The organism is Streptomyces sp. NPDC018000 (assembly GCF_044328025.1).
In the GTDB taxonomy this organism is placed as follows: Bacteria; Actinomycetota; Actinomycetes; order Streptomycetales; family Streptomycetaceae; genus Streptomyces.
Map to the genome: position 1 here is coordinate 515545 of NZ_JBIRGM010000001.1, position 17878 is coordinate 533422.

Sequence of the window (17878 nt, forward strand, 5' to 3'; positions counted from 1 at the left end):
TGCTTTGCTCGGCTTCTCCGGTCTTGCGTCGCCACTCGGTGAACCCGAGCACGTCGATCGCTACTCGGTGAAGCCGAGCACCTCGGGCAGGTCGAGCAGCCGCTCCCTGATGGTCGGGGTCGCGGCGGCCGAGATCGGCTTCGAGTAGATGTACTCCGCCTCGGCGTTGATGCTCTGCAGTTCCTTCAGGTGCAGGCTCGCGGACGTCACGATGCTGCTGAGCACCGCGCGCTCGTCCTCGGTGAGCGTCGAGGACAGGCTGCCGAGCTTCTCGGTCAGAGTCGGGAGCGCGGCCTCCAGCGCGGCGGCGTCGAGTTCCGCGTCGAGTTGGGGGTCGGGCGAAGTGGCGAGTTCGGGACTTGTAGCCATGGTGCGCCTCCGGGTTCCGGGCGAATGCCCTGATCACATGCAAGGTGCAACGATCTTCAAAGCTAGCTCTGCACCACTGGCCGTGAACAGCCAGCATTCAGCCAGGAGTTGGGCACTCGGCGTGAGACGGGCTCTTGACGGATACGATCCGTGCCGTGTCCAACACAACCACTTGGCCGACCGCCACTCCCGTCATGACGTCACGCCTGCAACTCGAACCGCTGCGGGTCGAGCACGCGCCGGAGGCTGTATCGGTCTTCGACGACGTACGACTGCACAAGTGGACCGGCGGAACGCCGTGCACATTCGAGGAGCTCGAAGCCAAGTACCAGCGGCAGTCGGCCGGGCAGTCCCCGGACGGCAGGCACGGCTGGCTGAACTGGATGCTCCGGCGGCTCGCGGACGGGCAGCTCGTCGGTACCGTCCAGGCCACCCTCTACCACCCGAACGCGGGGGAAATCGAGGCCGAACTCGCCTGGGTGATCGGCAGCGCCCACCAGGGCAACGGCTACGGGCGTGAGGGAGCACTGGCCATGGCCGACTGGCTGCGTGCACGCGGCGTGGACGGCCTTACCGCGCACATCCACCCGCAGCACGAGGCATCGATCGGTATTGCACGGGCGCTCGGTCTGCGTGCGACGAACAAGGTGTCCGGGAATGAAGTGCTCTGGAGGGGCTCCCGTCAGTGAAACGGCCCCATGTCAGCGCGGCCCGCACCTCACCCGACATCCACGTCTCCGTCGCCCCGACCTCGCCTAGCTAGGTTGTGGCAGCCCTCCACCTCGACCTGACGGCCACGGCGTGGACATCGAGCCCCGGAGGCCACACCACGACCTGCAGTCGGGCCACCTCGTCCACCCATCCAGCGGCAAGTCAGTGCTGCTGGATGGCCTTCGGCGATCGACCGTCTGAGCTCGCCCGCCTCGCCGTCCGACTCGACCTCCCCGATCCCACTGACATGCTCCGTCTCGCCGCGGCCGTCTGGACAACACAGCCCCGCTTCGTGGACCGATGACCGCCGTCAGCCCAACGCTGACCCGGGTTCCCCCTCTGCTGATCATGTGACTTAAGGTGAGCCCCGTCACAGCGCAGGGAGAAGCAATGGGGAGGGGCAGGACGGGTGGCGTTCCTGACCGACGAGCAATGCCGCAACTACGGCACGTTCACGCAGGTGCCGGACGACGGGCAGCTGGCCGGCTACTTCCTGCTGGACCGCGAAGCGAGGCGGCGGGCGATGGCCCGCCGGGGCGCGAGGTCGCAAGTCGGCTACGCCGTCCAGCTCGGCACCGTACGGTTCCTGGGCACCTTCCTCGACAACCCCGAGGACGCGCCCGCCGAGGTCGTCGAGTACGTCGCCGACCAACTCGGCCACCCCGCCTCGGTGCTCGCCGGGTACGGCGCAGAGCGCACCCGCTGGGACCACAGAGACGCCATCAAGGACGCCTACGGCTACCGGGATCTGAAGGGCGACGCCTGGTGGAAGTTGGCCCGCTGGCTGTGGGACCGGTGCTGGTCGGGTAATGAACGCCCCATCGCCCTGTTCGACCTCGCCACCTTGCACCTGGTGGAGAACAAGGTGCTGCTGCCCGGCGCCACCGTCCTCGAACGCATGGTCACCTCCATCCGCGAGCACACCAACCGCAAGACTTGGCGCACCCTGGCCGCCAAACCCGAAGCCGCCCAGCGGACCGCCCTGACCGCGCTGCTGCCGGTGGAGAACAGCCGCCGCACCTCCAAGCTGGACCGGCTGCGCCGCTCCCCGCGCGACATCACCGGCCCCGGCGCGGGCAAGGCCATCGACCGGTTCATCGAACTCAACAAGCTCGGCGCCCACACCTGGGACCTGTCCGCCATCCCCGCCGGCCGCCTCCACGCCCTGTCCCGCTACGCCTCCTCGGTCCGCGCCCGCGCGGTCGCCGACCTCGCCGAGCCGCGCAGGATGGCCACCCTGGTGGCGTTCGCCGCCGCGATGCGCAACCGGGCCGCGGACGAGGCGATCGAGGTCTTCGACATGCTGATGTCCGACCTGGCCCGCACCTCGGCGAACCTGGCGGCCAAGCAGCGCATGCGCACCCTGGGCGACCTGGACTCCGCGGCCCTGATGCTGCGCGAGGCGTGGATCACCCTCAGCCACGCCGCCGCCGACCCCGAGGGCGACGTCCGATCCGACTTCGACCTGCTCGACATCACCGCCATGCACCAGGCCGCGCGCACCGTCGGCGAACTGGCCCGGCCCGAGGCCGAGACCATCGCCGCCGAGCTGACCGCCCGCTACCGCACCATCAACCAGCCGCTGCGGCGACTGGCCAAGAACCTCGGCCTGGAAGGCGTCGAAGAGGCCGGTCCCCTGATGGAGGCACTCACGTTCCTGCCGAAGCTGGAGCGGACCCTGGCCAAGAGCCGGCAGAGCGAACTGTTCCCCTCCGTCCCCCTCAAGCACCTCGGACCCACCTGGCAGACGAAGGTGTTCCCCACCGAGGGCGAGCACGCCGGCGGGGTCGACAAGCACGCCTGGATCGTCGGCACCGCCGAGGCCCTGCGTGGTGCCCTGCGCCGCCACGACGTGTTCGTGCCCGGCCTGGACAAGTGGGGCGACCCCCGCAAGGCCCTGCTCCAGGACGACGCCTGGGAAAACGCCCGCACCCGGGTGTGCCGCAGCCTCGGCCTGTCCGCAAAGCCCGGGGTCGACCTTGACCGCTGGTGCCGCGAACTCGACGACGACTACCGGCGCCTGAACGCCGGACTCGCCGACAACCCTCACGTACGCATCGAGCAGCGCACCGAGAACGGAAAACTGCGCGACCACCTCGTCCTCACCGGCCTGGACAAGCTCACCGAACCTGTCAGCCTCAAAGACCTGCGCGAGGCCGTTGACGCCCGCATCCCCACCGTCGACCTGCCCGAACTCCTCCTCGAAGTCCACGCCTGGACCGGGTTCCTGAACCACTTCCACCACGTCTCCGAGGCCGGCAGCCGCGCCGAGCATCTCGTCGTATCGCTGGCAGCGGTTCTTGTGGCCGAGGCGTGCAATATCGGGATTCAGGCGATGGTGTCCGAGGACGAGCCCGGTCGCTCCCGCGACCAGCTGTTCTGGGTCGAGCAGAACTACCTGCGCGCCGAAACCCTGCGCCTGGCCAACGCGGTCCTGGTCGACTACCAGGCCACGCTGCCCATCGTCGGGCACTGGGGCGGCGGCGAACTCGCCTCCGCCGACGGCCTGCGCTTCGCCACCCCGCTGCGCGTCCTCAACTCCGGCCCCAACCCGAAGTACTTCGCCGCCCGCGGCATCACGCTCTACAACTACCTCTCGGACCAGTACAGCGGCTTCAACCACATCGTCATCCCCGGCACCCGCCGCGACAGCCTCTACCTGCTCGACGGCATCCTGGACCAGCCGACCTCGCTGAACCCCACCGAGATCGCGACGGACACCGCGGGCGCCTCCGAAATGATCTTCGGGCTGTTCCGGCTCCTGGGCTACCAGTTCTCCCCGCGCCTCGCGGACGCCGGACACACCCTGCTCTACCGCGCCGACCCGACAGCCGACTACGGCCAGCTCAACCCGCTGACCACCGGCCGTATCCGCAAGCGCACCATCACCGAGAACTGGGACGACCTGCTGCGCCTGGCGGGCTCCCTGCGCGAGGGCACCGTCCGCGCCTCCCAGATCCTGCCCGTCCTCGCAGGCCAGGGACGCCCCAGCCCGCTCGGCCGCGCGGTCATGCAGATCGGCCGCCTGGACCGCTCCGCCTTTCTCGCCCGCTACTACCACAGCGAAATCTTCCGCCGGAAGATCAACACCCAGCTCAACCGGCAGGAATCCCGCCACGAACTCGCCCGTCGCATCTTCTACGGCCAGAAGGGCGAACTGCGGCAGAAGTACAAGGAAGGGCAAGAGGATCAGCTGTCGGCGCTGGGACTCGTCCTGAATGCCTGCGTTCTGTGGAATTCGGTGTATATCCAGGAGGCGGTCAACCAGCTCCGCGCCGAGGGCCGCCACGTCTCCGACGTCGACCTCGCCCGGCTCTCCCCGCTTGGCCACGACCACATCCGCATGATCGGCCGCTACCACTTCCGGCTCTCGCCAGAACTCGCCGCCGGCAAGCTCCGCCCCCTGCGTGCCACGCGGGAGACCATCGTCAGCTGACCGGCGGGCCGCCCCCGGCCTGCCGCTCGGCCAGCAGCCGCCGCACCTGCTCGTGTGAAACCCCGCAGAACGCTCCGATCCGCCGCAGTCCCCACCCCTCTTCCGAGGCCGCCGCCATCGCCTCCACCCGGGCCTCGTCTAACGCGCCCACCAGCGCGCTCCGTAGCTCCTCCAGCAGACGCATCCGCAACGCCGGGGCCAGCCCGTCCAGCTGCTGACAGAAGCGCTCCACATCCGAGCGCAGGAACCCCACCCGCGGGTCACTCACCTCATCCACGCGGCACAGCGAACAGCCAGCCCAGCCCGGGTGTCAAATAGTGTGACACCAAACTGCACTCTCTGCGCGGTTCCTACTCGACCCCCAATCCCAGCAGCAGTCCCACCGCGAACACCGCGAGCACGACCGCGAACACCGCGGGCATCACCACCGGCCCCCACGCCCCCGGGCCCGCCACCGTGGCGCGTCCCGAGGGGTCCGCCGGGTCGTAGCTGACGCGAACCGGCGCCCCGACCTCGAAGCCGAACGGCCCCGGGGCGTGGTCGGTGAACTCGATGTCCCGGCCGTCCCGGGTACGGAACGCGAAGACGTACTCCGTGGCGTAACTCCGGTCCATGCCCGGACCCCGGTCGACGGTCCGGCGGTCCGCGCACCGGCCCTCGGCGTGCTCGCCGTGCCGGACCAGCCGCAGCACCCGGTTCAGACGCAGCGCCGACCGGATCGCGAACGCGCCGAGGAACAGGCCGAACAGGAGCAGGAACGTGGCCGTGCCGCCGGGCAGGATCTGCATGAACGAGCGCCTCTGATCCGCTGCTTGACCGCTACCGGGACTAATCACTTGACCGTGATCGAATCGACGAACGCGTCGAGGTCCTGCCGGCTCAGCGAGCCCTTCACCGCATTGATCCGGACCGCGAACGGCACATCCTTCGAGTCGACGCCCGCCACCACGACCCCCGTCATCTCGGTGCCGGGCGCCGGGGTCCGCTCCTTGCCGCTCGACGTGAACTCGTAGTCGATCCTGCGTGCCTCACGGGCACTCTCCGCACCCGCCAGCCGCACGTCGGAGGTTTCCTTCCGGGTCGCCCCGAGACCGATACCGGCACCTGCCGCGGCCGCCGCCTCACCGGCGTTGTCCACGCCCGTGGCGAAGTCGAGCTGCACGGAGACCATGCCGGTGCGCAGCCCGCCCTCCTCTTTCAGCGCGACGGCGGCGTTGGCCTTGGCCCGGTCGGCTGCGGGCTGTTCCTTGTATCCCTTGTCCTCCGGGTAGCCGACGGAGAGGCTCTTGGTGTCGAGCTTTCCCCAGCCCTCCGGGAGCGCGGCGGCGTCACCGCCGCAGCCGGTGAGCAGGGCGAGGCCGATGGCGGCGGCAGCAGCTGCGCCGATTGCCCGGGACATCTTTATCGTCGTCGTCATCGCCTATCGCCTCTTCGTCGTGCGTGGTTGGTGCTGTGCCGTACCCGTACCGTGCCGTAGCCGTACCGTCGTGGCTACTTGGCGCAGTAGCTGTACGGAAGGTACGAGCGCTTGTCGCCCTGCGGAGCCCCGAGGAACTGCGCGTTGGTCAGTTTCTCCTTCTTGTGTTCGTCCGAGATGGAGAACCCGAGACTCATGCCGAGCGATATCTCGAAGCCGAAGTCCTGGGCGTCCGTCGCACCGTGGTACTTCATGGTGCTCGACAGGCCGTCCTGGAACATCAGCTGGTCGAACGGGTCGGTTCCGGTGGGCTTCTGCTGCATGGAGTGGTCACCGAACAGGTACTCGAACGGGGCGGTGTTGTTGCCGGAGCCGTCCAGCCACTGCTCGGCGATGGCCCGCTTGTCCTCGGTGGCCTGGTCCGTGTCCTTGCCGAAGACGATCGAGTTCGTCACGATCTCGATGCCGGTCTCGCCGGAGGAGTCGGTGCCGCCGACCTTGCCGCCGCGCTTGTCGCCGTCCTTCTTGCCGTTGTCGCCCTTGATGTCACCCTTGTCGGACGTCGAGTCCTTCTCGACGGTCTGGGTCATGTCGATGCGGACGATCTTGCCGGTCTTCTGGTCGCGGGTGACGGTGATCGCCCCGGTCCGGTTGTCCTTCGAGGCGGCCGTGCGGCCGAGCGGACCGGCCGTACCGCCGGCCTTGCCCTCCAGTTCGAGCTTGGCGGTGTACGTGTACGACTCGTTGCCGCTGATGTCGTCCTTGGTGATGGTCACCTCGGGGGAGAACTTGGCCTTGCCGCCGAGCTTGAGGCCGAGTTTGATCTCGTCGCCCGCGCTGATGGAGAGGCCGCCGTCCGCGTACACATTGAGGCCGACGGTCGAGTACGAGATCTTCTTGTCACCGATCTTCTTCTCGATGTCCTGCTTCTTCTCGGCCCACTTCATCGCCGAGTACCAGTTGCCGCCGTAGGCGCCGCTGTACTTGGTGGAGGACTCCCACATCTTCATTTCCCCGATGTCGTCCCGCAGCTTCTGGGCGTCCTCCTCGCTCTTGAAGACCCAGGTGTCACCGTTGGTGATCTTGATGCCGCCGCCGACGTCCACATCGGCCTTGCCCAGCTTGCCGAGCTTGATGCCGGGGGTGCTGGCGGTGCCGCCGGCCGAGGTGGCGTCCGTGAACGTCATGTAGACCAGCTTGTCGTTCTCGTCGACCTTGCCGTCCTCGTTCACGTCCGTGTTGGCCTGGCTGACCTTCTGCTGGAAGCCGTAATCGTTGCCCCACTCGAACCAGCCGATCTTGACCTTGCCGCCGGCGGTGTCGGAGATGTTGGAGACCTGGCACATCTTGGGCTCGTAGTCGGCGTCCGTCTTCGGCTTCGCGGTGGTGTCCCCGCCGCCCGTGGAACAGCCGGCGCCGCCGCCCATGGCGTTGATCGCACAGCGGATGCGCTCCCCGATCTGCCCGCCGACCCCCGCCATGGCCATCGCGCCGATCATCGTGACGACGAGGACGATCACCCCGAGGTACTCCAGGGCGGTGGCGCCGCCGTCCCGCCAGGAGTACGGGGACGACGTGTGCGACCGGTCGTCGTGATCGTCGCGGTCGTCCAGCAGCCGGTCGACGGCCAGTCCCGCGGCCGAACCGGTCACCAGCGAGACGATCGGCATCAACGTGCCCTCGAAGCCCATGAGATGCCAGGACACGGCGAATCCGTAGGCGAGCCCGGCCAGCGGGACACCAAGGGAGGCCAGCAGCGTCAACAGGCGGGACTCGCGCTGCTCGTCGGGCAGGACGCGGGCCGAGGCCAGGACCGTGAGCACGGTCGTGATGACGTTCGGTATGTGCAGCAGGGCGAGGCGCCAGCCGAAGGACGCGAGCCGTTCGTCGGTGGCGAGCATTTCGACGAGCCCGCGCGACACCAGATATCCGGCGGCGAGGTAGACCAGAGCACCGGTGGCCCAACTACGGGTCAGTGCGAAGAAGACGCCACCGCTCGCACCGGAACCACCACCCCCGCTCCCCGGTGGTATGCGGCCCGCGCTTCCGCTTTCCCAGCCCCCGCCACCAGTCACGGTTCTTCCTCTCCGACGTCCACTTGGCATGCCTGTGCCCGCAGTTCCGCATTCGGGTGTGGCGTGAGCGTATGGGTGTACGGGCCGGTTGACCTGGGCCCTTGGCCCCAATGTCGGGCCCAACGAGCGATGCCCGGCTCCGCCCGCGGGGGTGCGGGGGAGCCGGGCGTCGGGAGAGGAGCCGGGCGTCGCGGGAGAGAGGGGGAGCGGAGGGGAGGTGGGGCGGGCAGGAGAGGCGCGGGTCCGGACCGGCCAGGGGGCGGCCGGTCCGGACCCGCTGCGGAGGGTCAGTCCAGGTCGTCCGCGAACGTCCCGGCGCGTTCGGCGACCTCCGGCCTGCGGATCCGCAGCACGGCGAAGCCGACGATTCCGACGACCAGCGCGCCGACGAACACGTACGGCAGCACGTTCAGCGGCCAGGCCGGGACCGGCCACAGGTTGCGGTAGAAGACGTAGATCATCGCGGCGGCGCCGATCAGCCCCAGGCTCCAGGTGACGAGCAGGCCGCGGGTCCCGATCCGGCGTACGAACAGCGGCGCGGCCAGACACACCAGGGTGTAGCTGAGCATGTAGCCGAAGACGCCGATGGTGTCGATGTACGACGTCGCGTCCAGCGGTGCGGTCCCGGCGCCGACCACGAGCACCGCGGGAACGGCGACGAACGGGGCGACGGCCCAGATCGCCACGGACGGGGTCCGGTGACGGGGGTGGGCGACACCGAGCCGGGCCGGCATCACACCCTCCTTCGCCATCCCGAACAGCAGCCGGGCGGCGACGGTGATGCAGGCCATCACCACGGCCACGAAGGATGCCGCGAAGCCCGCGTGCAGGAAGAACTTCAGGAAGCCGAGGCCCGACAGCTCCGCCAGTTCGTCCATCGGGTCGGAGCTCTGCGCCAGGGCGTCCGCCCCGCCGAACGCGGCGACCTGTGCGTACGTGGCGAACATGTAGAGCACACCGGCCAGCACCGCACTGCCCATCACCGAGCGGGGGATCGCCTTGTACGGGTCGGTGGCCTCGGCCCCGAGCGAGGCGGCTCCCTCGAATCCGACGAAGCCGAGCACGCCGAGCACCACGGCGAAGACGACACCGTCGAGGGTGGAGCCGCTGAGGGTCAGCTGCTCGGTGTCGATGATGTTCCCGCTCTTGAAGAAGGCGGCGACCAGTACGACGACGATGAGGACGATCGACACGACCTCCAGCACGGAGGCGACGCGCGCCGCCGTTCGCACACTGGCGATCGTCAGCCGGATCGCGACGGCGGCCAGCAGCAGATCGAGCAGGATCTGGCCGGGGATGCCGGTGAAGATCCCGATGCCGATCTGGTCGAGGGCGCGCGCCGTGTAGTACCCGGCGCCCGCGAGCGAACCCGAACCGATGCACACCGCGCCGATGAGCAGGGCCCACCCGGTCACGAAGGAGCCGGAAGGCCCGAGCGAGAGCCGGGAGAAGGCGTACAGCGAACCGACCCCGGCACGCCGGCGGGCGAACACGCAGATGCAGTACGCGATGGCGAGAACGGCGGCCATGGCCAGGAGGAACGAGAACCAGGCGCCGTTGCCGGCGGACGCCGCCATGCTGGCGGGGGCGAACGCGATGACGGCGCTGGGCGCGACGTTCGCGACGCTCTGCGCGCCGACCTCGAACGTGGAGACGGAGCGGTGGGCCAGGCCGTCGGCCGGCTTTCCGGGCGAAGCCGGCTTTCCGGGCGCGGCCTGCTTTCCGGCGGTGCTCATGTCCGGTCCTCCGTGATCAGCAGCTGACGCAGGGCGTGGCCTGCGGCGAGGTCGGCCAGGGCGTCGCCCGCCTCGTCCAGCGGGCGCCGTGCCGAGATCATCGATTCCACGTCGAGCTCACCCGACACCACGAGGTCCACCAGGGCCGGGATGTCGCGGGCGGCATCGACCGAGCCGTAATTGGAACCGAGGATGCGCTGGTCGGCCTCGGCGAGCGCGAGCGGGTCGAAGCGTGCGGTGCGGCCGGTCGGCGGCAGGCCGACGATGACGGCGGCACCGCCCTGCCCGAGCGCGGCGATGGCCTGCTCGGTGGTCTCGATCTTGCCGATGGCGTCGAACACGTAGTCCAGGCCCTCCGGGACCAGGGCCCGCAGCGCCTCGACGACATCGCCGTCACGCGCGTCGACCGCGTCCGTCGCACCGAGCCGGCGGGCCAGCTCCAGCTTCTCGGGGACGACGTCGACGGCGACGATGCGGCCCGCCCCCGCCAGCCGGGCGCCCTGCACGCAGGACAGACCCACACCGCCGCAGCCGATGACGGCGACGGTCGCTCCGGCCTCGACCCCCGCGGTGTTGCGGACCGCGCCGACACCGGTGGCGATGGCACAGCCGACCAGGGCGATCACATCGAGGGGCGCGTCCTCGCGTACCTTGATCGCGCCTGACGCGGGGACCACGACGCGCTCGGCGAACGAGGAGACGCCCAGGTAGTGGTGGGCCGGCTCGCCGTCGACGGAGAGCCGGCTGGTGCCGTCGTACAGCACCCCGCCCGGCGCCACGACCTCGGCGACCAGGCTGCACGCGGCCGGACGCCCGGAGAGGCAGAAGCGGCAGGTGCCGCAGGACGGGACCCAGGACAGCACGACGTGATCGCCCGGTTCGAGACCGGTGACGCCCTCGCCGACAGCGGTGACCACGCCCGAGCCCTCGTGTCCCAGCACGACCGGGGTGGGGTGGTCCCACTCGCCGCGGATGACATGGAGGTCGGAGTGGCAGACGCCGGCCGCCGCGACGGCGACCTCGACCTCTCCGGGGCCGGGCGGGGCCAGGGTGACGTCGGTGACGGTCACCTCCTGCCCCGGTGAGCGGAAGACGACGCCGCGCACGGTGCGCGCGGTGCTCTCTTGGGAAGACGGGGAGCTCATCGGCTTACTCCTCGGACGGTGCGGTACGGGTGGGGAGGGGGGAGGGCGGCACAGCGGTCCACCGGGACGCCTTGTTTAGCGCCATTAAACTTTCGTCAAAGTTTTACAGCACTAAACTCGACGGGTAAAGACCTTTCCGGCCTGCGTTTGTCCCCGGCCACTGACCGTGACTCCCTCGACAGGTAGCGTGTGCGCCATGTCCGAAGCCCCTGACAGCCACATGTCCACGATCGGTCCGCGGCTGCGTGAGCTCCGCCGGGCACAAGGACTGACGCTCGCTCAAATCGCCGAATCCACAGGCGTGACCAAGGGGTTCGTCAGCCTCGCCGAACGCGGCAAGACCTCGGTCTCCGTCCCGACCCTGATCCGCATCTGCGAGGCGCTCGGAACCAGCATCGCCGCGCTCTTCGAGTATCCGGACCAGGACGTCGTCAAGGGCGGCCTGGGCGCCAAGCTGGAGATGGGCGGGCACGGCATCGAGGAGTTCCTCCTCACCCCGGCCGAGGAACGGCACGTCCAGGTCATGCGGACGATCCTGCGGCCCGGCGGCGGCTCGGGCGGCGCGTACAGCCTGGAGGCCGAGACCGTGTTCGCCTACCTGGTCCGCGGCACGCTGCGCCTCAGCGTGGACGGCGAACCCAGGTTCCTGGAGGCCGGTGACTCGACGACGTTCTCGGCCCGCGCCGCACACGCCTGGGACAACCCCGGCGAGGAGGAGGCCGAGGTCCTCTGGTCGATCGCCCCCGCCCTGCCGCTCTCCCGTACCAAGCTCCGGCCGTAGAGGGCGTGTTCCGGGGCCGCACCCGTCCCGCGACGTCCGGTACGTCCCCGGGGCCCGCCCGTGCAGGATCTGCCCGCCGGTGAAGGGCCGGCTCCGCGCGTGAAGGTAGGGGGCTGTCCGCTGCGCGACAATCGACAGCATGCCCGACGACGAACCGGCCGCTCAGGCCACCGCCCCCGCACAGCAGCGCGTTCGGCAGCGCAGCAGCCGAACGCAGCCGCAGCCCCCCGTCCGCGGCCGCCTCGCCACGGCCCTCGCCGCGGCGGCACCGGCCCTCGGGGCGTACGCGGCCGTGCGCCTGATCGGCCTTGTCGTCCTCGCCGCCGCCGCGTCCAATGCCGACAAGAGCGCCTTCCACCTCCTCAGCGGACGCTGGGACTCCGTCTGGTACCAGCGGATCGCCGAGAACGGCTACGGCTACTCCGTCACCCTCCCGAACGGCGACGTCCACCCCGACCTGGCCTTCTTCCCCCTGCTGCCCGCTCTGGAACGCGGCATCGCCGAGCTGACCCCGCTCTCCCTCGCGGGCGCCGGACTGCTGGTCGCCTGGGTGGCCGCGCTCTTCGCCGCCTGGGGGATCTACGCCGTCGGGGCGCATCTGTACGGGCGCCGGACCGGGGTGGTGCTGGCCGCGCTGTGGGGCGTGTACCCGACGGCGTTCGTGCAGTCGATGGCGTACACCGAAACACTGTTCACCGCGTTCGCCGCCTGGTCGCTGTACGCCGTACTGACCCGGCGCTGGATCGTGGCAGGCGCCCTGTGCGTACTCGCCGGGCTGACCAGGCCCTCCGCGGCCGCGCTCATCGCCGCCTTCGCGATCAACGCCGCGGTCACGCTGGTCCAGGAGTACCGGGCCGGCCGGACGAACGGCATCATCCGCCGCAACGCGCGGATGCTGACCGGTACCGTGCTCGCCCCCCTGGGCTGGCTCGCGTACGTGGTGTTCGTCGCCGTACGGGAGGGCAGCCCGGTCGCGTACTTCGACGTCCAGGCGCAGTGGGGCAACAGCATCGACGGAGGCGTGGCGCTCGCCTCGTTCATCCTCGGGCTGCCATGGCCCGCCACGCTCGGGCTGTGCGCGGCGCTGGCGGGCCTGGGATGGGTGGTGTTCCTGTGTGTACGGCAGCGCCAGCCGCTCCCCGTACTCGCCTACTGCATCACCCTCGTCGTCATCTCGCTGATCGGCTCCGGGTACTTCGGGTCCAGGCCGCGGCTGATGATGCCCGCGTTCCCGCTGCTCCTCCCGCCCGCCGTCGCGCTGCTGCGGCTGCGCACCACGGCCCGTACGGTGACGGTCGTCGCCGTGCTCGCGATGGCTTCGGCGGCCTACGGGGCATGGACGCTGCTCGGCCCCGGCCCGCCGTGAGCGCGAGACGTGAGCGTGAGCTCGGCCGGGGCCGGGGCAGCTGAATACGAGCGCCCCGGCCGCCCACACCTCAGAGGTCGCCCGACAGGCTCTCAGCCCCGGCTCTCCTCCCCCTGGACGATCCGCACCCGCGACCCCGGCCGCAGCCCCCACTTCTCCATCGCCCCGGCCTCCGCCTCGATCACATGACGGGCCCGCAACCGCGGCATCCCGAGCCGGCCCGGCTTCATCGTGTGGACGGCGACCACCTTGAACTTCCGGTCCAGGTACGCCACATCGATGGTGAACCGCATCCGGAAGGTGTGCACACTCCCGCACGGGGTGATCAGCAGGGCGCCGTCGATCCCGTCCTGTCCGAGCAGCCCGCGGCTCCTGGTCCGGTACGTGGCCGCGATCCGCAGCGGTATCTCAGGCTCCTGCCCTTCTCGCTCCTGCCCTCCTCGTGGATCGGTGACCGTCAACGTCCCATTCCCATTGCGCCATTGAGCCATGGCCACGACGGTAGCGCCCGGTGACGGCCGCTGGGTCCGCAACGGTGCGCAGTGGGCCCCAGGACCCATGACCCGTGACCGGCACCCGCTTAGGGTCTGCTCCGTGTACGCCATGCTGACAGTGCTCGCCGCACTCTGGGGCGCAGCGGCCGGACTGCTGGTCCCGCGCGCCGCCTACCGGTTCTCCGTCGAACCGGAGGACGCCTGGCGGGACACCTGCCCCGCGGGCCACGCCCTGACCGGAGCCGCCCGCGGCTGGCTCGGCTCCACCCGGTGCGCCCTGTGTACGGCGGCGGTGCCGGTCCCCACCGCTCCGGGCGCCGAGCCGGGAGACCGGAACGACACGGAAGGCACCGCACGGCCCGCGGCGCGCTACGCCCCCGGCGTCCTGATCCCCGTCGTCACCGCGCTCGCCTGCGCCGCCCTCGCGGCGGCCACCGGACCGAGGCCCGAGCTCGCCGTCTGGCTGCTGCTGGCCCCTGTCGGCGTACTCCTCGCGGCCATCGACCGCCGCGTCCACCGCCTGCCCGACCGGCTGACACTGCCCGCCGCGGTGGCGGCCGTCGTACTCCTGGGCGCTGCGGCGCTGCTCCCGGAGCACGGTGGATCCTGGCTGTCCGCCCTGCTCGGCGGAGCGGCCCTCGGCGCCTTCTACTTCCTGCTCTTCCTCATCAACCCGAACGGAATGGGCTTCGGAGACGTCAAGCTCGCCCTGTCGCTGGGCGTGGCTCTCGGCTGGTACGGCTGGGCCGTGGTGTTCGCCGGGGGCTTCGCCGGGTTCCTGCTCGGCGCGTTGTACGGCTTCGGGCTGATGGTCCTGAAGCGGGCCGGGCGCAAGACCGGCATCCCGTTCGGGCCGTTCATGATCACGGGCGCGCTGCTGGGCATACTCCTCGGCGGACTGGCCGCCTGACCACTGCTCGGCCTGCCGCCCGCCCCGCCGTATTACGGTCGCCCCGGCCACCCTCGGGTGACACCATCCCCGTATGCCAGGGACACCCGAAGAAGCAGCGGAACGCGCACGGTTCGACGCGCTCGTCGCGGAGGCCGCCGTCTCCGTCGACGGCTGGGACTTCTCCTGGCTCGACGGCCGGGCCACCGAACAGCGCCCCTCCTGGGGCTACGCTCGCGAACTCTTCGACATCGGCGCCGTCGTCTACTTCCTGCGGAAAGTGATCTGGATGGTGCCGGGCTTCACCGTCGGGGAGTACCGGCCGCAACTGGCCGCGCTGCACCACCGGATCGAGACCGAGGGGCCGTTCGTGGCCCACACCACCCGATTCCTGATCGAGGCTCGCACACCGCAGTAGGCCGGGCCCCCTGCTTTCGCCCGAAGGATGCGACCCTGGACGGTGAGCGCATGGGAGGGAGCCGGTCATGAGGGTGGGGAACGAAGAGGAAGCACCGCGTGTCCCGCGGCAGGGGAAGGCCGACTGGCTCAGAGGTGCACGGATCGTCGGAGTGCTCGGCGTCTTCTACCGGCCGGAGGGACGGATGGGGGAGCCGGAAGCCGTCGAATTCCTGCTGGCCGACGGTCAGTCGGTGCTCCTGACCTGCACATCCGACGGGACCCTGCACATCGGCCCCGGCGCCTGGCCCCGGCTGCCCAACTGGTGCGTACCGTCGGCACAGTGGGAGTTCGCCGTCGTGTCGAACCTCCCGCAGCCCCCCGGCGGCGGCTGGACCGTCACCCGCACCGAGGAGCGCAGGAACGAGCGGGGCAAGGTGTGCGAGGCCGTCATCCGGTGCGAGGGCGGACGCTTCGTGGTCCTCGGCGGCGACACCGTGGCGATCCGCTTCACCCGCTGCCACCGCGGCGCACCGGCGAGGAGCTGACCCGGAGGGCACCGGATGCGTGAAGCCGGCCGGTGGCCACCGAGGTGTCGGCCGGATGCCGTGCGCAGCGGAGTCCGGTGCATTCGGAGAGTAATTGTGGAGTGGCGTGGCACGCAGCATCACTTACGAAGGGTTATGGTGGAAACCCCCCCTCGGGCCGGTCCGTATCCCCCCCCACGGACCGGCCCGTTTTTTGTGGGTCCGCCCGGCGGCCGCGTGCCGACCGCTTACGCCCTCGCGAAGGCCGCCCCGGTCAGCTCCGTCCGGCCCAGATGTTGGTGCCCTCGGTGTCCACGGCGAAGGCGTCGATCTCCTTCAGCTCCTCGGCGGACAGCGGTGCCCCGGCGAGCGCCGCGACGTTCTCCTCCAGCTGCTTCACGCTGGAGGCGCCGATCAGCGCCGACGTCATACGGCTGTCCCGGAGCACCCAGTTGAGCGCCAGCTGGGCGAGTGACTGCCCGCGCCGCTGCGCGATGTCGTTCAGCCCGTTGAGCCGGCGCAGCACCTCGTCGGAGAGCAGGCCCGGGTCCAGGGACTTGCCCTGGGCGGCGCGCGAACCCTCGGGGATGCCCTTCAGGTACTTGTTCGTGAGCAGGCCCTGGGCAAGCGGTACGAAGGAGATGCAGCCCATGCCGGCCGTCTCCAGGGTGTCGAGCAGCCCGTCGTCCTCGATCCAGCGGTTGATCATCGAGTAGGACGGCTGATGGATCAGGGCCGGTACCCCCATCTCCCTGAGCAGCCGGGCAGCCTCGGCGGTCTGCTCCGCGTTGTACGAGGACACACCCGCGTACAGCGCCTTGCCCTGCTGTACGGCGGAGGCGAGCGCCCCCATCGTCTCCTCGAGCGGGGTGTCCGGGTCGAAGCGGTGGGAGTAGAAGATGTCGACGTAGTCGAGCCCCATCCGCTTCAGCGAGGCGTCGAGCGACGACAGCAGGTACTTGCGGGAGCCCCACTCGCCGTACGGGCCGGGGTGCATGTCGTAGCCGGCCTTGGTGGAGATGATCAGCTCGTCCCGGTACGGGGCGAAGTCCTGCCGGAATATCTTGCCGAAGTTGAGCTCGGCGGAGCCGGGCGGCGGCCCGTAGTTGTTGGCCAGATCGAAGTGGGTCACCCCGAGATCGAAGGCGCGGCGCAGGATCGCCCGCTGGGAGTCCAGCGTGCGGTCGTCGCCGAAGTTGTGCCAGAGGCCGAGGGAGACGGCCGGGAGCTTGAGACCGCTGCGGCCGGTGCGGCGGTACTCCATTGAGTCGTAACGCGAACCGGCGGCCTGGTAGAAGAGAGGAGAATCAGTCACGTTTCTCTCCTTATCACGGACTTGTGACAGGCTGGGTTGGGCCGGTGCGCCGCCTGCGCAGTAATGTGGCGGCTTCGGGTACTGCCACGGCACGGCGGGGCGATGGACTCTGCGGAGTAGTGCGGCGATCCCCAGGGGGACGACCCCGGACCCGGGCAATGGGGCGGGCGGGCCCGCACGAAACCGAGAGGTGAACTCAGTGAACTTGCGCGACCTGGTGTACGGGCTCTACGCGCGCCGGGTGGAGGCCCGCCTCGACCATACCCAGGTGCCCAAGCACATCGGTGTCATCCTCGACGGCAACCGACGCTGGGCGAAGGCGTCCGGCGGCACGGCCGCGCAGGGACACCAGGCCGGTGCGGACAAGATCCAGGAGCTGCTCGGCTGGTGCAGTGAGACCGATGTGGAAGTTGTCACACTCTGGCTGCTCTCCACGGACAACTTCGACCGGCCCGAGTCCGAGCTGACACCGCTCCTCGGCATCATCGAGAACACCGTGCGCGACCTCGCGGCGGACGGGCGCTGGCGGGTCCACCACGTCGGCACGCTCGATCTGCTGCCCGCCCACACCCAGACCGTCCTCAAGGAGGCCGAGCAGGCCACGGCCGGCATCGACGGGATACTGGTCAATGTCGCCGTCGGCTACGGCGGGCGTCAGGAGATCGCGGACGCGGTCCGCTCGCTGCTGCTGGACCACTCCGCCAAGGGGACGTCCTTCGAGGACCTGGCGGAGATCGTCTCCACCGACCTGATCTCCGAGCACCTCTACACCCGGGGCCAGCCCGACCCGGACCTGGTGATCCGTACAAGCGGCGAGCAGCGGCTGTCCGGCTTCATGCTCTGGCAGAGCGCGCACTCCGAGTACTACTTCTGCGAGGTCTTCTGGCCGGCCTTCCGCCGCGTCGACTTCCTGCGAGCCCTGCGCGACTACGCAGCCCGCCACCGCCGCTACGGCGGCTGACACCGCCGCCTCCACGGACGGAGCCATTCGGGTGGCGTGCCCGAACCCACAGGCCCGGGCCACCACTCCCGGCTCACCGCCAGCCCCCAAGAGGGCATGGCTTCGCGTGTTCGAGGGAATACCCCTGACAGGTCGATGTCCGGTCACCAACCAGGCGGACGTCGTGTCCAAGTGAGCGGCACGGAGTCCGCTCGCCCGGGAGGCCTCTTGCACACGAAGGACCGTACACACAGTGCGGCCACGCGGAGGGCCGGCGCTCG

The 17878-nt window shown here is 70.0% G+C and carries 17 protein-coding genes; 8 read left to right on the plus strand and 9 right to left on the minus strand.

The window, feature by feature from the left end:
* Positions 1 to 60 precede the first annotated feature (60 nt).
* Positions 61 to 369, minus strand: coding sequence for a hypothetical protein (locus tag ACH4EW_RS02560; protein ID WP_398250304.1), 309 nt, complete (start codon positions 367 to 369; stop codon positions 61 to 63).
* A 155-nt stretch (positions 370 to 524) separates the two neighbouring features.
* On the opposite strand from ACH4EW_RS02560, the gene ACH4EW_RS02565 reads away from it, so the two are divergent.
* A complete protein-coding gene (locus ACH4EW_RS02565; RefSeq protein ID WP_398250306.1) occupies positions 525 to 1058 on the plus strand; it encodes a GNAT family N-acetyltransferase in 534 nt (177 codons plus the stop codon).
* A gap of 431 nt (positions 1059 to 1489) precedes the next feature.
* Entirely contained in the window at positions 1490 to 4516 is a 3027-nt protein-coding gene (locus ACH4EW_RS02570) for a Tn3 family transposase (RefSeq protein WP_398250308.1), read from the plus strand.
* Here ACH4EW_RS02570 and ACH4EW_RS02575 read toward each other — a convergent pair.
* The 6 genes from ACH4EW_RS02575 to ACH4EW_RS02600 all read right to left on the minus strand — a co-directional run bounded on the left by ACH4EW_RS02575 (position 4509) and on the right by ACH4EW_RS02600 (position 10889).
* Positions 4509 to 4793, minus strand: coding sequence for a hypothetical protein (locus ACH4EW_RS02575; protein ID WP_398250310.1), 285 nt, complete (start codon positions 4791 to 4793; stop codon positions 4509 to 4511). The genes ACH4EW_RS02570 and ACH4EW_RS02575 overlap by 8 nt on opposite strands.
* 73 nt (positions 4794 to 4866) lie before the next feature.
* On the minus strand, positions 4867 to 5304 hold the full coding sequence (locus ACH4EW_RS02580; RefSeq protein ID WP_398250312.1) for a DUF3592 domain-containing protein: 438 nt from the start codon (positions 5302 to 5304) through the stop codon (positions 4867 to 4869).
* A gap of 44 nt (positions 5305 to 5348) precedes the next feature.
* Positions 5349 to 5933, minus strand: coding sequence for a hypothetical protein (locus ACH4EW_RS02585; RefSeq protein ID WP_398250313.1), 585 nt, complete (start codon positions 5931 to 5933; stop codon positions 5349 to 5351).
* Between the two features lie 74 nt (positions 5934 to 6007).
* Complete coding sequence (locus tag ACH4EW_RS02590; RefSeq protein ID WP_398250315.1) at positions 6008 to 8008, minus strand: hypothetical protein; 2001 nt, start codon at positions 8006 to 8008, stop codon at positions 6008 to 6010.
* Between the two features lie 287 nt (positions 8009 to 8295).
* Positions 8296 to 9744, minus strand: coding sequence for an APC family permease (locus tag ACH4EW_RS02595; RefSeq protein ID WP_398250317.1), 1449 nt, complete (start codon positions 9742 to 9744; stop codon positions 8296 to 8298).
* Positions 9741 to 10889 (minus strand): Zn-dependent alcohol dehydrogenase, encoded by a 1149-nt coding sequence (locus ACH4EW_RS02600; protein WP_398250319.1) that lies wholly within the window; start codon positions 10887 to 10889, stop codon positions 9741 to 9743. Before ACH4EW_RS02600 ends, ACH4EW_RS02595 begins: the two co-directional genes overlap by 4 nt.
* Before the next feature lie 196 nt (positions 10890 to 11085).
* Here ACH4EW_RS02600 and ACH4EW_RS02605 point away from each other — a divergent pair, with 196 nt between their 5' ends.
* Both ACH4EW_RS02605 and ACH4EW_RS02610 read left to right on the plus strand, forming a co-directional pair.
* Positions 11086 to 11670 carry a helix-turn-helix domain-containing protein gene (locus tag ACH4EW_RS02605; RefSeq protein ID WP_398250321.1) on the plus strand — a complete coding sequence of 195 codons (585 nt, stop codon included), beginning with the start codon at positions 11086 to 11088 and terminating at the stop codon, positions 11668 to 11670.
* 139 nt (positions 11671 to 11809) lie between these two features.
* A complete protein-coding gene (locus ACH4EW_RS02610) occupies positions 11810 to 13036 on the plus strand; it encodes a hypothetical protein (protein WP_398250323.1) in 1227 nt (408 codons plus the stop codon).
* A gap of 92 nt (positions 13037 to 13128) precedes the next feature.
* Here the strand turns inward: ACH4EW_RS02610 and ACH4EW_RS02615 are convergent, their stop codons facing one another.
* A complete protein-coding gene (locus ACH4EW_RS02615) occupies positions 13129 to 13527 on the minus strand; it encodes a DUF192 domain-containing protein (protein ID WP_398250325.1) in 399 nt (132 codons plus the stop codon).
* A 103-nt stretch (positions 13528 to 13630) separates the two neighbouring features.
* Here ACH4EW_RS02615 and ACH4EW_RS02620 point away from each other — a divergent pair, with 103 nt between their 5' ends.
* The 3 genes from ACH4EW_RS02620 (at position 13631) to ACH4EW_RS02630 (ending at position 15363) form a co-directional block, all read left to right on the plus strand.
* A complete protein-coding gene (locus ACH4EW_RS02620; RefSeq protein ID WP_398251248.1) occupies positions 13631 to 14440 on the plus strand; it encodes a prepilin peptidase in 810 nt (269 codons plus the stop codon).
* A 73-nt stretch (positions 14441 to 14513) separates the two neighbouring features.
* Entirely contained in the window at positions 14514 to 14837 is a 324-nt protein-coding gene (locus ACH4EW_RS02625) for a hypothetical protein (protein WP_398250327.1), read from the plus strand.
* Between the two features lie 67 nt (positions 14838 to 14904).
* Entirely contained in the window at positions 14905 to 15363 is a 459-nt protein-coding gene (locus ACH4EW_RS02630) for a hypothetical protein (RefSeq protein ID WP_398250329.1), read from the plus strand.
* Between the two features lie 253 nt (positions 15364 to 15616).
* Here ACH4EW_RS02630 and mgrA read toward each other — a convergent pair whose 3' ends face one another.
* The gene (mgrA, locus tag ACH4EW_RS02635; RefSeq protein WP_398250330.1) at positions 15617 to 16657 is read right to left on the minus strand and encodes an L-glyceraldehyde 3-phosphate reductase; all 1041 of its coding nucleotides are present in this window, start codon (positions 16655 to 16657) and stop codon (positions 15617 to 15619) included.
* 199 nt (positions 16658 to 16856) lie between these two features.
* On the opposite strand from mgrA, the gene ACH4EW_RS02640 reads away from it, so the two are divergent.
* The gene (locus ACH4EW_RS02640) at positions 16857 to 17618 is read left to right on the plus strand and encodes an isoprenyl transferase (protein WP_327273203.1); all 762 of its coding nucleotides are present in this window, start codon (positions 16857 to 16859) and stop codon (positions 17616 to 17618) included.
* Positions 17619 to 17878: the final 260 nt, after the last annotated feature.